The organism is Parachitinimonas caeni, assembly GCF_030129945.1.
GTDB lineage: Bacteria > Pseudomonadota > Gammaproteobacteria > Burkholderiales > Chitinimonadaceae > Parachitinimonas > Parachitinimonas caeni.
In genome coordinates, this window is record NZ_JARRAF010000020.1 from 42,385 (window position 1) to 55,906 (window position 13,522).

Genomic DNA, 13,522 nt, shown 5'->3' on the forward strand with positions numbered 1-13,522 from the left:
CTCCTGCTTCAATTGATGCGACGACCAAGATGCCGTGGTCGTCGCGTAACAGCCCCTGCCAGGGGGCTTGGTTTATACCGTTGCCAGCTGTGCCCGCATGGCCTCGATGGTGGTGCGATAGTCGCCACTGCCATAAATCGCAGAACCTGCAACAAAAGTATCTGCGCCTGCTTTGGCCGCCGCCGCGATGTTCTCGGTCTTGATGCCGCCATCGACCTCCAGCCAGATTTCCTGCCCGGTTTCTGCTTGGTAAGCGTCGATACGGGCGCGAACCTGTGAAATCTTGCGCAAGGCTTCAGGAATAAAGGCTTGGCCGCCAAACCCGGGGTTAACCGACATGATCAGCACCATGTCGATCTTATCCATGACGTGATCGAGATAGGAGAGTGGCGTGGCTGGGTTGAACACCAATCCGGCCTTGCAGCCCTGATCCCGGATCAATTGCAAGGTACGGTCGATATGTTCACTGGCTTCCGGGTGAAAGGTAATGATATTGGCACCGGCTTTGGCAAACATCGGCACCAGGCTATCAACAGGCTTGATCATCAAGTGCACATCGATCGGCGCTTGGGTGTGCGGCCGTATTGCCTCGCACACCAACGGACCGATTGTCAGATTGGGCACATAATGGTTATCCATCACATCAAAGTGAATGATGTCAGCACCTGCTGCGATGACCGCTTTTACTTCTTCCCCTAAACGGGCGAAGTCGGCAGACAGGATGCTCGGAGCAATGCGATAGTTGCGCATATTTTTTTAAGCCTTGCGGATTGAAAAATTCAATTTTAACGCCAACTTGCGACTACCCCCGAATTCGTGTGCAATGCACGGTTGCGTGGGCATTCTGCCTGCACGATTGTTGCTGTACGCAGCTCCAAGTTAATTCACACCGCTACAACGATGCCTGAAGAAAAGATGTCTGAAGAGAAGAAATACCTGATTACTGTCGAGGTCAAGGCGCAGTATCTGCCCGATCAGTCGAGCGAAGTTGATGAGCGCTATGTATTCGCCTACCACGTATCCATAGCGAACTCCGGCGAGCAGCCGGCGCAATTGGTAGGCCGCCATTGGATCATTACGGACGCAATGAACACCGTCGAAGAAGTTCGGGGGGCCGGTATTGTGGGAGAGCAACCCTTGTTGAATCCGGGTGAGCGTTTCGAGTACACCAGCGGCACGGCTTTGGGTACGCCCGTCGGTACCATGCGCGGTAGCTATCAGATGGTCGCGCAGGATGGCCATCGATTCGAAGCAGAAATTCCTGAATTTGTCCTCTCGGTTCCCCGCACCCTGCACTGACCCCACACTGGCTGCCCGCCAATAGGGCAGCCAGTCTCAGCCCTTCCCGCCTCGGATGCTTCTTGTATTTATCCCTTGTCGAAATAATTTACAACTTGGGTGTCTAAGAAGTTATCAACAATAGTTATCAACTGGTACTATGTGGGTTCAAAAATTCTGTATGTTGGGAATTTCTTGATAAAACAAGGGTATGACGGAAAGTCCTATACGTCCGATGGACGGTTTGACCTGACTTTGCTTCGTCAATTATCATTTGCTAATATGCTTTTGTCACAAACGGAATCGGATGCTTGAGCGCTTCTGGCCGATGTGATCATCTGGGTCAAGTATGAGGTGGAACGCATCATGTCACGCAATGCTAATATGCGAGAGGGGGCCACGGATTCGCGCGAATCGCGCGAGCCGTTGGCAACTCATGTCGATATGAAAGTCGAAGCCCATCTTCATGTTGTACCAAACCGGCCACCGGAGACAGTCAACAAAGCGATGAATCGAATTGACTCCTTGGCAATGTTGTCGTCCTGCCGCGACATGGCCGCAGACCTGCTTTGCCGCTCCTTGTCATCAATGCTCGACAAGATCGAAGAATCATTGCTGGAGCTAGCCGAGCAATCCCTCGATCGCGAGGCTTACAACCTGTATATGCAGGCACGCGGCGATGCCCAGAGTAAGCGTGGCGTCATCGAGGTGGAATTTCGCCGCCAGTTTGTGTCTGCGTTTGATCGCGCTGTCGGCGGTGGTGGTGATAAAGCCACGTTTGGCAACCTTGACGTAGACAGCCTGCAGCTGTCGCTGGTCGCTCATGATGACTATGAAGAGGATCTCGCCGTTACCAATATGGCGAATCGTCTGAAGAATCGTTGCAGTGACGAACTCAATGCCCTGAATCAGCGAATTGGTACGCTGATGAAACTGAGCGACGACGACCAGGGCAGCAACCCCATGAGCCCGCAGTCCATCTGCGACGCGTTTCGTGCGGCCTGCCAGCAGCTTGAGTCCGACCTCAATGTCCGCCTGATTGTTCTCAAGCAGTTTGAGCAAGTCGCGGCCGAGAACGTGCCAAATGTCTATTCGAACCTGAATAAATTCCTTATCCAACGGAATATTTTGCCTGTTCTGCCAAAGATGCAGCGCAAGAAGCGCCCTGTTGGCGGCGGTATGCCGTCGCGTCAGGGGCGTCCTGGCGAGATGGTTGAGGAGTACGTCGGTAACTATATCCCTGGCGGGGCAGCAGGACAGTCTGTACCCAGCTACGCCGTAGGCAATGAGCAGGAACTGCTGAGCACATTGCAGCAGCTGCTGGCATTCAATCAGGTCTTGCCCTCACAAATGATGCAGCTGACACAAGGTGTCGGCCCATCGCTGCTTGGGCAGGGAAGCCCTGCCCAAGCGCCTTCTGCGCCAGCCTTATCCATGCCACAACTTGGCACCATGGCTGGGCAGAGTTTTCTGGATGCGCTGAATGATCTGCAACAAGGTCGAATTGATCCCGTCAGAGGCGACACCCTGTTTGATACCGAAGCCTTGCTGTCCGGCGCCGGCAACGTCTTGCACCAAATTAAGGACACCAGCTTTGCCTCGTCGTTAGGTCATGTCGATGTGATGACCATCGACATCGTTGCGATGTTGTTTGATTACATCTTCGACGACAAGAGTATTCCCGGTGCAATGAAGGCCATGATTGGGCGTTTGCAGATACCGGTGCTCAAAGTCGCCATGCTTGATACCAAGTTCTTTGCGAGGAAGAATCATCCCACTCGCAGATTGCTTGATCGCCTGAGCGAGGCTGCACTTGGCTGGCGAGAGGCAGATGGCTTGGAAGACCGGCTCTATAAAAAGATCGAGTCAATCGTCGAATTCATCATTCGCGAGTTCGACGAGAACATTGCAGTGTTTGAACAAGCCCATGCGGACCTTGATGTTTTTCTGAGCGAGGAAGACAAGCTCGCCGATCTGGAGGCTGAGAAGGCTGCCAAAGTTCTTGAGGCCCAGGAGCAGATTGAGCTGGCGAAAGCCCATGCTGCGGCAGAAATCGACCGTAGGATGGTGACTTGTGCCATGCCCGATCTGATTCGTAAGTTCGTTTCGGACTGCTGGCGGCCGGCCCTGGAATTTGCCTTCCGCAATGGCGGCAAGGAAGGTAATGACTGGCAGACTTATGTTCAGGCGATGGACGACCTGATCTGGAGTGTAGCGCCCAAAGCTGGTGTAGAAGATCGCCTGCGTCTGGTTAATATGCTGCCGAAGCTGCTTAAGCTTCTAGAGCGTGGCACCGAAGAAGCTGGTGTGGCGCGAGAGGAGCGCGAGCGTTTCTTCTCTGAGCTGGTACATTCCCATGCTCTGGCTATCAAATCCGGCATGCGGCCCGCTGCTGCTGCACCGATGCCGAATGGTGCGGTTCCCGGAGCTCCGGTGTCGGTAGCAACGGCTCCTGCTGTACCAGCTGTGGCGCCAGGGGCGGCCGCTCCTGCATCAGTACCCTCAACGACTGCTTCTACAGATTCCTCCTCACATCTGGCAGATTTGCCTGCGTTTAGCCTCGATAATCTCGGCGCGTTTGAAGGGGCGGGCGGGCAGTGGGAAGGCGGCATGGATAAGTACAGCGACTACAACGATGTCGTGGCGAATCAGCTGAAGAGAGGGACTTGGGTCGAGTTTTCGGATGGGGATGGCGAATTACATCGCATGAAACTGGCATGGGTGAGCCCCATGAAGAGCCGATTCCTGTTTACCAATCGCCAGGGTCAGAATGGGCAGGAATATACTCTGGCTGAGTTGGTTGGAAAATTCAGATCGGATGAGGTGCGAATTATCGAAAGTGCCGCATCGGTAGAGCGTGCAGTGAGCGACATGATTGATATGCTGCAACCTGTTGCCGGTTGAGCGAATGGCTTACTGGTTGCACCATATCTCGAAGAGCCCCGCATTTATGCGGGGCTTTTTGTTATGAATTGAAAAATGTGCACTACTGCTAAATAAATTTTCGGGTGTTGGATCATTCATATGAATAATTCAGAAATTTACCAGCCAATTCTAGCCCCAAGATCGCACAAGGTCGAAATACGTGGTTTGGTATACCACTATTTATCGTGGGGCGCGATTGACGCACCCCCTCTATTGCTGCTGCATGGGTGGATGGACTGTGCAAGTAGCTTTCAGTTTTTAGTGGATCGCATGGCGGTCAATTACCATTTCATTGCACCCGATTGGCGAGGCTTCGGCAAGACCGATTGGTCTGGCGGTAGTTACTATTTTCCAGATTATCTGGCGGATCTTGATGCTTTGATAGAGCATTTCGCAGGAGCAGACGGAAGGGTTAGTTTGGTCGGGCATAGCATGGGGGGAATGATTGCATGCCTGTATTCCGGAATTCGACCAGGAAGAATAAATAAGCTTGTATCAATAGAAGGGTTTGGATTGCCACAAACTCAGCCAGAACAAGCTCCAGACCGCTATCGGCGTTGGTTGGATGAATGTGCAAACCCCATTCCAACAAAATCTTTTCGGACACTGGGTGAAGTTGCAGCTCGACTGATCAAATCAAATAGCCGTTTGACGATAGATAAAGCCAATTATCTGGCCCCTGCCATGGCGGTGGAAGCTGCAGACGGTTTTCGATATCGCGCAGATCCGCGCCATCGCTGGGTAAATCCGGTTTTATACCGGCTGGAAGAAGCTAAAGCATGTTGGAAAAATATTTCAGCGCCTGCGCTTTGGGTCGAGGGAGGGGACTCGGGAATACAAAAATGGCTAAAAGAAGATAACGCGCAATTTGCGGCTCGGACTGAATGTATTCGCTCCTTGAAAATAGTGTCGATACCGGATGCGGGGCATAATATTCATCATGATCAGCCGGCTGGTTTGGCTGCCGAAATAGCCCGTTTTCTGCATTCTTCCCACGAATAGTAATTAACCAGCCATCAGGGCGCGAATATCTTCGAGATCAATATTCTTTTGAAGCTTGCTGGGCGCATCGCTATCGTGAGCAAGGAAATAAAAGAATTCACGGGCGAGTCCTACGAAAACATGCCATTTTTCGGTGTCTTTAAATAGCTTCAGCATTTCATCAACGCCTGCTCGGTAGGTATCGGTATTTTGTGCTGAGTCGCGAATCGAATAAATCAATAGCTTGATCAGTCTGGCTCTGGCCTTGGCGTTTTCTTCGTTGATGCCAGCTTGGCGTAGTTGCTCTTCATAACGCGCCAGACTTCTCAACAGGTGTAGCTGACGTTCGAGCGAGGTGATGGTGGCGCTGCTCCAGGGGTCAGACTCCATTTTCATGAAAGCTTCCGAGAGATTCTGGTTGGAGTTCAGCCCGATCGAGTCTGGACCGGATTCCAGATCGACTTCGCCACTCCAGTAAGGAAAAAACTGCCGGACAAATTCTACAAGCTGAGGCTGATCTGGAAAGTTGCGCAGGGTTTCATCTGCGGCGCGCCGATAACCATTGCCATTTTGGGGCTGATCCTTGAGGGCGCTTAGCAGGTAACGCAGGAAGTGCCGGGCCAGTGTTAGTGACTTGGTTGCGACGCCACGGGCTCTCAACGCTTCAATGTATTGATTCAGGGCTTGCTCGGTATTGGCGACGGGCATGATGTCCTCTTATCGCAGTAGCCTACAGGGCACGAATGGCTTCGGAATGCCTTGCGGGACGGGGCGGGCAGGTAAGGCTGTCGTTCCAGAAATGGAAAAACTCTCTGGCGACTTCAATAAACGCCTGTCGGGTGTCTTCTCGTGGAAATAGCGTCAACATTGCATCTACTCCAGCCCGATATGCCGTCGGGACTGGGTCGGCATTTCGAATGACATATAGCAATAGCCTCAGAAGCCTCTCGCGAATATCAATGACGGCGCTTTCTACGCCCTGACTGGCCATCATCTCAATATAGGCGCACAGGACCGGGGGTTCTGCGTGTTGGGTATCGTCTGCATCCATGCGCTCCAGCATGTCGGTCAGAGAGCCGGAGATATCAAGTGGTATATGTTGGGTTGTCAGCGCTTTGGCGGCATTGAGTTTGGCGATGGTACGCAGATCTCCAACCCAGAACGGATAGAACTCGCGAGCGGTGCTGATGATCTCGACGTGCTGCTCATCAGGAAAGTGTCCTAGCAGTCGGTCTACGGCAAGTCGGTAGCCATGGTCGGCTCCTTCGGTCTGTTCCAGGCTGACTTCTTCCAGAACCGACAGTAGATGCCGAAGCAGATGTTTGCGCAGGTTGATATGTGCCGTAGCTGCACCATTCGCTTTAAGCAGCGCTAGGTAGGCGTTCAGAGCTTGATCGGCATGCATGCTGTCTGGCGTTGACATGGGTAAGGCTCAAGAGCTTGATTGTTATACATTCTAGCAGTGGTTTTGGCGCTTAACCGGCTCTGTCGGCAGGGGATGGCAAGTGAAAAATTGCCATTGCCAAGCCCTCGTTGATTCAGATTCGGTTGCGTGGGAACAAGACAAATTTTCCAACGATGGCGCTGGTACAATCCTCTCTATGATTAGACTGACGAATGCCACCTTGCATCGTGGCGCAAAAATATTATTTCAAGATGCAGCGTTGACCTTACATCCCGGCCAGCGGGTTGGATTGATCGGCGCCAACGGGGCTGGCAAGTCCAGCTTGTTTGCCTTGCTGATGGGTGATTTGTCGTTGGAAAGCGGCGAACTCTCGATGCCGCCCTCCTGGGTGATTGCCCATGTGGCGCAGGAGACACCGGCGGTAGACCGGTCAGCGCTGGAGTATGTCATCGACGGCGACCGCGAGCTGCGGGAAATCGAGGCTCAGCTCAGGGCCAGTGAGCACGATGGCGTGCTTCATGCTGAATGCCTGGCGCGCTTTGAGCAGGCCGGTGGATATCAGGCTGAAGCCAGAGCAGGCAAGTTGCTTTTTGGGCTGGGTTTTTCAGCAGATGAACTGGCTCGGCCGGTGACCGACTTCTCTGGTGGTTGGCGCATGCGGCTGAATCTGGCGCAGGCGCTGATGTGCCGTTCCGATTTGTTGCTGCTGGACGAGCCGACCAACCACCTCGACTTGGAAACGGTCATGTGGCTGGAAGGTTGGCTGAATGCCTATCGCGGTACCATGCTGCTGATTTCCCATGATCGGGACTTTCTGGATGGAACCGTAGACCGGATTGCTCATCTGGCCAATAACAAGATCACGCTCTATACCGGCAACTACGCGGACTTTGAAAATCAGCGGGCTGAGCAACTCTCTCAGCAACAGGCGGCGTTCGAAAGCCAACAGCGCAAAATCCAGCACCTTCAGTCGTTTGTTGATCGCTTCAAGGCGCAGGCCACCAAGGCTAAGCAGGCGCAGAGTCGTGTCAAGGCAATCGAGCGCATGGAGAAGATTGCCGCAGCCCATGTTGACTCGCCATTCGAGTTTTCTTTTGCGCCACCTGAGTCAAGCCCAAATCCTGTACTGGCAGTGGAGTCGGGCGCCGTGGGTTATCCGCAGCGCACGATTCTCAACAAATTCAGTTTCAGCATTCAGGCTGGGGCCAGAATCGGTTTGCTGGGCCGTAACGGCGCAGGTAAGTCAACGCTGATCAAGCTGCTGGCGGAGGAGCTGGCATTGTCGGATGGTCGTAAGGTTGAAGGGAAGGGGATCAAGATTGGCTATTTTGCCCAGCATCAGCTCGAACAACTGCGGCCTGAGTACAGTGCGCTCTGGCATTTGCAAAAGCTGGACCCCACAGCAAAAGAGCAGGATCTGCGAAACTTCCTAGGTGGTTTCAACTTTGGTGGTGAGATGGCGACGGCAGCCATTGCACCATTTTCGGGGGGTGAGAAATCGCGCCTGGCCTTGGCGTTGCTGATCTGGCAGAGACCAAATCTGCTTCTGCTGGATGAGCCTACCAACCATCTCGACCTTGAGATGCGTGATGCCCTTTCACTGGCATTGCAGGACTATGAAGGCGCACTAGTGCTGGTATCTCACGACCGTTATTTGCTACGGGCAACGACGGACCAGTTCTGGCTGGTGGATCAAGGCACCGTTGCACCATTCGATGGGGATCTTGACGATTATCGCCGATGGCGGATTGAGGCTGATGCGGCCGAGCAGGCTACGTCAGATGCCAAGAACGGCGTCTCAGACCGTAAGGCACAGAAGCGCCAGGAAGCGGAGCTGCGCCAGAAAATGTCGCAGCTAAAGAAGCCACTGCAAAAGGAATTGGATAAAGTTGAGCTGCAGTTGGCCCAGTTACAGCCAGAGCTAAAGGTGATAGAGACAGAATTGGCTGGAGAGGCGATCTATCTTGCTGAGAACAAGGAAAAGCTGAAGCAGATGCTATTGAAACAAGCCACGCTGTCTGAGCGCATTGGCGAGTTGGAAGGGCATTGGCTGGATCTGCAGGAAAAGATGGAGTCGTTGACGGCAGAGTAGGGCGCACACACGGCCGCACGCAAAAACAAAAAGCCCATCTTCTGGATGGGCTTTTTGTTGGCTGCTGTGCTTAGTTCAGCAGATGCTTCACGGCGTCGCGCTCTTCTTCCAGCTCCTTCAGGGTGGCGTCGATGCGGCCACGGCTGAATTCGCTGATGGTCAAGCCCTTCACGATTTCGTACTTGCCATTCTTGCAAGTAACAGGGAAGCCGAACATCACACCTTCCGGGATACCATAGCTGCCATCGGATGGAATGCCCATGGTAACCCAATCACCTTCCTGTGTGCCCAGCACCCAGTCGCGAATGTGTTCAATCGCTGCATTGGCAGCAGATGCCGCGGAGGATAGACCACGTGCTTCAATGATGGCTGCACCGCGTTTTTGCACGGTTGGGATGAAATCGCTTTCGATCCAGGTTTGATCGTTGATCAGGCCGGCGGCGGACTTGCCATCAACTTCTACGCTGAACAGATCGGGATATTGAGTTGCGGAGTGGTTACCCCAGATCGTCATCTTCTTGACTGCAGTGACAGCATTGCCAGTTTTCTGGGCAATCTGGGTCAGAGCGCGGTTGTGGTCCAGGCGCATCATGGCTGTGAAGTTACCAGCCGGCAGGTCTGGTGCATTCTTCATGGCGATATAGGCATTGGTGTTGGCTGGGTTGCCAACAACCAGAACCTTTACATCGCGGCTGGCGACTTCGTTCAATGCACGACCTTGTGCGGTGAAAATAGCGCCGTTGGCTTCCAGCAGATCTTTGCGCTCCATGCCCTTGCTACGGGGACGTGCGCCCACCAGCAGTGCAATATCGGCATCCTTGAAGGCTACCTTCGCATCGTCTGTCTGGACAATACCCTGCAGCAATGGGAATGCGCAGTCATCCAACTCCATGACGACGCCCTTGAGTGCTGGCAGTGAAGGGGTGATTTCCAGAAGTTGCAGAATCACGGGCTGGTCTTTGCCCAGCATTTCGCCGCTGGCGATTCTGAACAAGAGGCTATAACCAATTTGACCGGCTGCACCAGTAACGGCAACACGAACGGGTTTTTTCATCTCGAAAGCTCCGTATAAGGGTAGGGCGACAAGCTTAGTTTTAGTCGGTAAATGATTGCCTGACGAGGCTGGCGTGATGCATTGCACCAAAGTTGTTAAATAGAGCTGGACTACCACGCAAAAACCTGCCAAACAAAGATGATCAGCCGCGCGCTCTGAAGAGGTCGATGCGGTTGACGACCGCGCCGAGTCTAGCACGTAGTCGATTGAGAACGCACTAGATTTTGACCTTCCTGTGCATATGGGTTGTCTATATCTTATGTCTTATATAAGACATTTATGGACAACGCTGGCAGGCGATGTGACAATTCGGCCTGATGATTGAGCTGCCCAACAAATCGCCGCTTTACCTGCAAGTCCGAGATCAGATCGTGGCTGGAATAGCTGCGGGCGACTGGCCGGTCGGTGATGCGCTGCCTAGCGAATTCGAGCTTGCGCAAAAGCTAGGGGTAAGCCAAGGCACTGTACGCAAAGGGCTGGATGCATTGGTGGCTGAGGGGGTTCTGATTCGACGCCAGGGCATTGGTACTTTCATTGCCGATGCCCCAGATGCTTGGGGCAGTGCAGAGCTGCTTGATACCTACGGAGTCGCGCTGACGACGGTAATTGAGCTGCTCGCGTGTAGCCGGGTGCATGCTTCCGACGAGGTGGCAGCTGCCTTGGGGCTGCGTCGCGGAATTCAAGTTTACTCGATCAAACGGCTGATTCGTGTAGGGGCGGATGCCTTTGGGGTTGAAGAGATTTGCGTACCCTCGGATCAGTTTGAAGGTCTGGATGCCCGCCGGATCAAGCAGGCAGGTGGCAACCCAAGAGGTGTTTTTCTGAAACAGTTCGGATTGCGGCTACTGGAAGGGACGCCGCGGCTACGAACGGTTCTGGCGGAACGAGAAGTGGCCCGACTGTTGCAGCTGGAGGTCGATTTCCCCTTGCTGGAATCTATCCGTGTCGCGCAGACACTGGATGGGCGGAAAATTGAATGGTCGCGCTTGCTGTGCCGGACAGATCGCTACGCATATCGCCCCAATTGCGATGCTTAAGCTGGTTTGTTGGGGTGTTTGATTGGTCTGTCAAGGAAATGAAGGGGGTATTTTTTTGCTACAATCGCCACGCTCCGCGGCTGGTCAGCAACAGAAATACCGGCCCTGTTTGAATTGCGTCGGTTTCATTCGGTGTCGCAGTCAAGCCTGATTCTGGTGAGATTTGCGAAAGACGCCGGGTAATCGGTTTTTGAGAGTGGCGCTGCATTACGTGGTGCCAATTAAGATATAAGGGAAGTCGACATGCAGAAATCCCGCCCCAAGCATCTTGATCTGCCGAAGATCAGATTGCCAATCCCGGGTTTTGTTTCCATCCTCCACCGCGTCAGTGGCGCCGTCTTGTTTTTGGCGCTCCCTGCGGTTCTGTTCCTGCTTGATGGTTCGCTGCGTTCCTCCACGCAGTTCGAGGACTTCAGAAGCTTCATCGCCCATCCAGTGATCAAACTTGGGTTGATCGGCCTGCTGTGGGCCTATCTGCACCACGCTTGTGCCGGCATCCGCTTCCTGTTCTTGGATATTCACAAAGGGGTTGATCTCCACACTGCGCGCCTGACGGCCAAGGTAGTGATGTTTGTCAGCCTTGCCCTGACGGTCATGATCGGAGGTGTGCTGTGGTAAATCGTCACGTTATCGGTGCGCACTATGGTCTGCGCGACTGGCTTTTGCAGCGCATTACGGCTGTTGTCATGTTGGCGTACACCATTGGATTGATCTTTTTTCTGGTCATGGTTTCAGGCGCAAGCTTTCAAGGCTGGAAAGCCCTGATGGGCATGACTTGGGTGCGCGTGTTTACTTCGGTTTCCATCATTGCGTTGGCACTTCACGCCTGGGTAGGGGTGCGGGATATCTGGATGGACTACGTCAAACCTCTCGGCCTGAGGCTGACGTTGCATGTATTGACCATCCTGTGGCTGGTAGCAAGTCTCGTTTATGCGGTTAAAGTGGTGTGGGGTGTGTAATGGCGAAGCTCGCTAAGCGTACGTTTGATGCGGTAGTTGTAGGGGCTGGTGGCGCTGGTTTGCGCGCTGCATTGCAGTTGTCCGAAGCAGGACTCAAGACTGCCGTGCTGTCCAAGGTTTTTCCGACTCGTTCACATACCGTTGCTGCTCAGGGTGGTGTGTCTGCATCGCTAGGTAATTCGGAGCCTGATCATTGGCATTGGCATATGTACGACACCGTGAAAGGCTCGGACTGGCTTGGTGATCAGGATGCTATCGAATTCATGTGCCGTGCTGCCCCGCAGGCTGTGATTGAGCTTGAGCATTTCGGAATGCCATTCGATCGCAACGACGACGGAACCATCTATCAGCGTCCTTTTGGCGGACATATGTCCAATTTCGGTGAGAAGCCAGTCCGTCGTGCTTGTGCTGCCGCCGATAGAACCGGTCATGCCATGTTGCACGCGCTGTACCAGCGTAACGTTCGGGCTAACACACAGTTCTTTGTCGAATGGATGGCACTCGACATGATTCGTGATGCCGAAGGCAAAGTGCTGGGCGTCATTGCGATGGAGATGGAAACGGCTGAAATCGTCATTTTCCAGGCAAAGGCTACGTTGTTTGCAACCGGTGGTGCCGGCCGTATCTATTATTCATCGACCAATGCATTTATCAATACCGGCGACGGCTTGGGTATGGCTGCCCGCGCCGGTATTCCTCTTGAAGACATGGAGTTCTGGCAGTTCCACCCGACCGGGGTGGCTGGTGCTGGCGTATTGATCACGGAAGGCGTGCGCGGCGAAGGTGGTATCTTGCGCAATGCATCTGGTGAACGGTTCATGGAGCGTTATGCCCCTGTTGCGAAGGACTTGGCTTCGCGCGATGTCGTTTCTCGCGCCATGGTGACTGAAATCAACGAAGGCCGTGGCTGTGGTGCAGGTAAAGATCACGTATTGCTTGATATTACGCACCTCGACCCAGAGGTCATCAAGCATCGACTGCCCGGCATCCGCGAAATTTCCATCAAGTTTGCGGGGGTTGATCCGATCAAGGCTCCAATTCCCGTTGTGCCGACCTGTCATTACCAAATGGGCGGCATCCCAACCAACTACCACGGTGAAGTGGTGGTTCCTGACGGCGCTGGCAACCATGTCGTCGTGCCTGGATTCTACGCGGCAGGGGAGGTGGCCTGTGCTTCGGTCCATGGCGCTAATCGCTTGGGTACGAATTCGTTGCTGGACTTGCTGGTATTCGGCAAGAGCGCGGGTGATTCACTGATTAAGTACGTCAAGGGCGAAGTGCGATCCATGCCGGAGATTCCACAATCTGAAATCGACCGGACGCTTGCTCGGGTTGATCGCCTCAATAACCAGACGAATGGCGTGGAAGTCAACGACGCACGTTTGGCCATGCAACGTACGATGCAGGCCCACTGTGGTGTGTTCCGCTTCAAGGATATGCTCAAGCAAGGCGTAGAGAAGATTCTTGAGGTCGAGAAAATGGTGCAGAAGACCCAGATCAAAGATAAGTCCAAGGTATTCAACACTGCCCGGATCGAAGCTCTGGAACTGGATAACCTGATCGAAGTTGCCAAGGCCACCATGATCTCGGCTGAAGCACGTACCGAGTCTCGTGGTGCCCATGTGCGTGATGACGCACCGGATACCCCGGCCACTCCGAATGGACGTGATGATGCCAATTGGCTCAAGCATACGCTGTGGCATCGCGAAGGGAACAAGCTGGAGTACAAGCCGGTCAACCTGACCCCGCTGACTGTTGAAACCATCGAGCTTAAAGCTCGTTCGTACTAAG

12 protein-coding genes are annotated in these 13,522 nt (G+C 53.6%); 8 read left to right on the forward strand and 4 right to left on the reverse strand.

The features are described 5' to 3' along the window. Positions 1-72: 72 nt before the first annotated feature. Positions 73-750, reverse strand: coding sequence for a ribulose-phosphate 3-epimerase (gene rpe, locus PZA18_RS15805; protein WP_284101832.1), 678 nt, complete (start codon positions 748-750; stop codon positions 73-75). A 165-nt stretch (positions 751-915) separates the two neighbouring features. Between rpe and apaG the strand changes: the two genes are divergently transcribed. The 3 genes from apaG to PZA18_RS15820 all read left to right on the forward strand — a co-directional run bounded on the left by apaG (position 916) and on the right by PZA18_RS15820 (position 5,205). Then, complete coding sequence (apaG, locus tag PZA18_RS15810) at positions 916-1,299, forward strand: Co2+/Mg2+ efflux protein ApaG (protein ID WP_284101833.1); 384 nt, start codon at positions 916-918, stop codon at positions 1,297-1,299. Between the two features lie 345 nt (positions 1,300-1,644). Beyond that, a complete protein-coding gene (locus PZA18_RS15815; RefSeq protein WP_284101834.1) occupies positions 1,645-4,182 on the forward strand; it encodes a DUF1631 domain-containing protein in 2,538 nt (845 codons plus the stop codon). A gap of 120 nt (positions 4,183-4,302) precedes the next feature. Then, positions 4,303-5,205: an alpha/beta fold hydrolase gene (locus PZA18_RS15820; RefSeq protein ID WP_284101836.1), complete on the forward strand. Its 903-nt coding sequence runs from the start codon at positions 4,303-4,305 to the stop codon at positions 5,203-5,205. 3 nt (positions 5,206-5,208) lie between these two features. Here PZA18_RS15820 and PZA18_RS15825 read toward each other — a convergent pair whose 3' ends face one another. Both PZA18_RS15825 and PZA18_RS15830 read right to left on the reverse strand, forming a co-directional pair. Beyond that, positions 5,209-5,892 (reverse strand): hypothetical protein, encoded by a 684-nt coding sequence (locus PZA18_RS15825; RefSeq protein WP_284101837.1) that lies wholly within the window; start codon positions 5,890-5,892, stop codon positions 5,209-5,211. 22 nt (positions 5,893-5,914) lie between these two features. After that, a complete protein-coding gene (locus PZA18_RS15830) occupies positions 5,915-6,607 on the reverse strand; it encodes a hypothetical protein (protein WP_284101838.1) in 693 nt (230 codons plus the stop codon). Positions 6,608-6,848: 241 nt separating this feature from the next. On the opposite strand from PZA18_RS15830, the gene PZA18_RS15835 reads away from it, so the two are divergent. Beyond that, a complete protein-coding gene (locus tag PZA18_RS15835) occupies positions 6,849-8,681 on the forward strand; it encodes an ATP-binding cassette domain-containing protein (protein WP_308447402.1) in 1,833 nt (610 codons plus the stop codon). A gap of 70 nt (positions 8,682-8,751) precedes the next feature. Here PZA18_RS15835 and PZA18_RS15840 read toward each other — a convergent pair whose 3' ends face one another. Then, on the reverse strand, positions 8,752-9,735 hold the full coding sequence (locus PZA18_RS15840) for a malate dehydrogenase (protein WP_284101840.1): 984 nt from the start codon (positions 9,733-9,735) through the stop codon (positions 8,752-8,754). Between the two features lie 317 nt (positions 9,736-10,052). On the opposite strand from PZA18_RS15840, the gene PZA18_RS15845 reads away from it, so the two are divergent. The 4 genes from PZA18_RS15845 (at position 10,053) to sdhA (ending at position 13,521) form a co-directional block, all read left to right on the forward strand. Beyond that, a complete protein-coding gene (locus PZA18_RS15845; protein WP_284101841.1) occupies positions 10,053-10,772 on the forward strand; it encodes a GntR family transcriptional regulator in 720 nt (239 codons plus the stop codon). 243 nt (positions 10,773-11,015) lie between these two features. After that, positions 11,016-11,390: a succinate dehydrogenase, cytochrome b556 subunit gene (gene sdhC / locus PZA18_RS15850; protein ID WP_284101842.1), complete on the forward strand. Its 375-nt coding sequence runs from the start codon at positions 11,016-11,018 to the stop codon at positions 11,388-11,390. Continuing rightward, on the forward strand, positions 11,384-11,731 hold the full coding sequence (gene sdhD / locus PZA18_RS15855) for a succinate dehydrogenase, hydrophobic membrane anchor protein (RefSeq protein WP_284101843.1): 348 nt from the start codon (positions 11,384-11,386) through the stop codon (positions 11,729-11,731). The genes sdhC and sdhD overlap by 7 nt, the downstream gene beginning before the upstream one ends. After that, a complete protein-coding gene (gene sdhA / locus PZA18_RS15860) occupies positions 11,731-13,521 on the forward strand; it encodes a succinate dehydrogenase flavoprotein subunit (protein ID WP_284101844.1) in 1,791 nt (596 codons plus the stop codon). The genes sdhD and sdhA overlap by 1 nt, the downstream gene beginning before the upstream one ends. Position 13,522 lies beyond the last annotated feature (1 nt).

Bases quoted from the DNA above. Each gene is read 5' to 3' on its own strand.
- rpe (WP_284101832.1), bottom strand. From the start codon at position 750: ATGCGCAACTATCGCATTGCTCCGAGCATCCTGTCTGCCGACTTCGCC.
- apaG (WP_284101833.1), top strand. From the start codon at position 916: ATGTCTGAAGAGAAGAAATACCTGATTACTGTCGAGGTCAAGGCGCAG.
- PZA18_RS15815 (WP_284101834.1), top strand. From the start codon at position 1,645: ATGTCACGCAATGCTAATATGCGAGAGGGGGCCACGGATTCGCGCGAA.
- PZA18_RS15820 (WP_284101836.1), top strand. From the start codon at position 4,303: ATGAATAATTCAGAAATTTACCAGCCAATTCTAGCCCCAAGATCGCAC.
- PZA18_RS15825 (WP_284101837.1), bottom strand. From the start codon at position 5,892: ATGCCCGTCGCCAATACCGAGCAAGCCCTGAATCAATACATTGAAGCG.
- PZA18_RS15830 (WP_284101838.1), bottom strand. From the start codon at position 6,607: ATGTCAACGCCAGACAGCATGCATGCCGATCAAGCTCTGAACGCCTAC.
- PZA18_RS15840 (WP_284101840.1), bottom strand. From the start codon at position 9,735: ATGAAAAAACCCGTTCGTGTTGCCGTTACTGGTGCAGCCGGTCAAATT.
- PZA18_RS15845 (WP_284101841.1), top strand. From the start codon at position 10,053: ATGATTGAGCTGCCCAACAAATCGCCGCTTTACCTGCAAGTCCGAGAT.
- sdhC (WP_284101842.1), top strand. From the start codon at position 11,016: ATGCAGAAATCCCGCCCCAAGCATCTTGATCTGCCGAAGATCAGATTG.
- sdhA (WP_284101844.1), top strand. From the start codon at position 11,731: ATGGCGAAGCTCGCTAAGCGTACGTTTGATGCGGTAGTTGTAGGGGCT.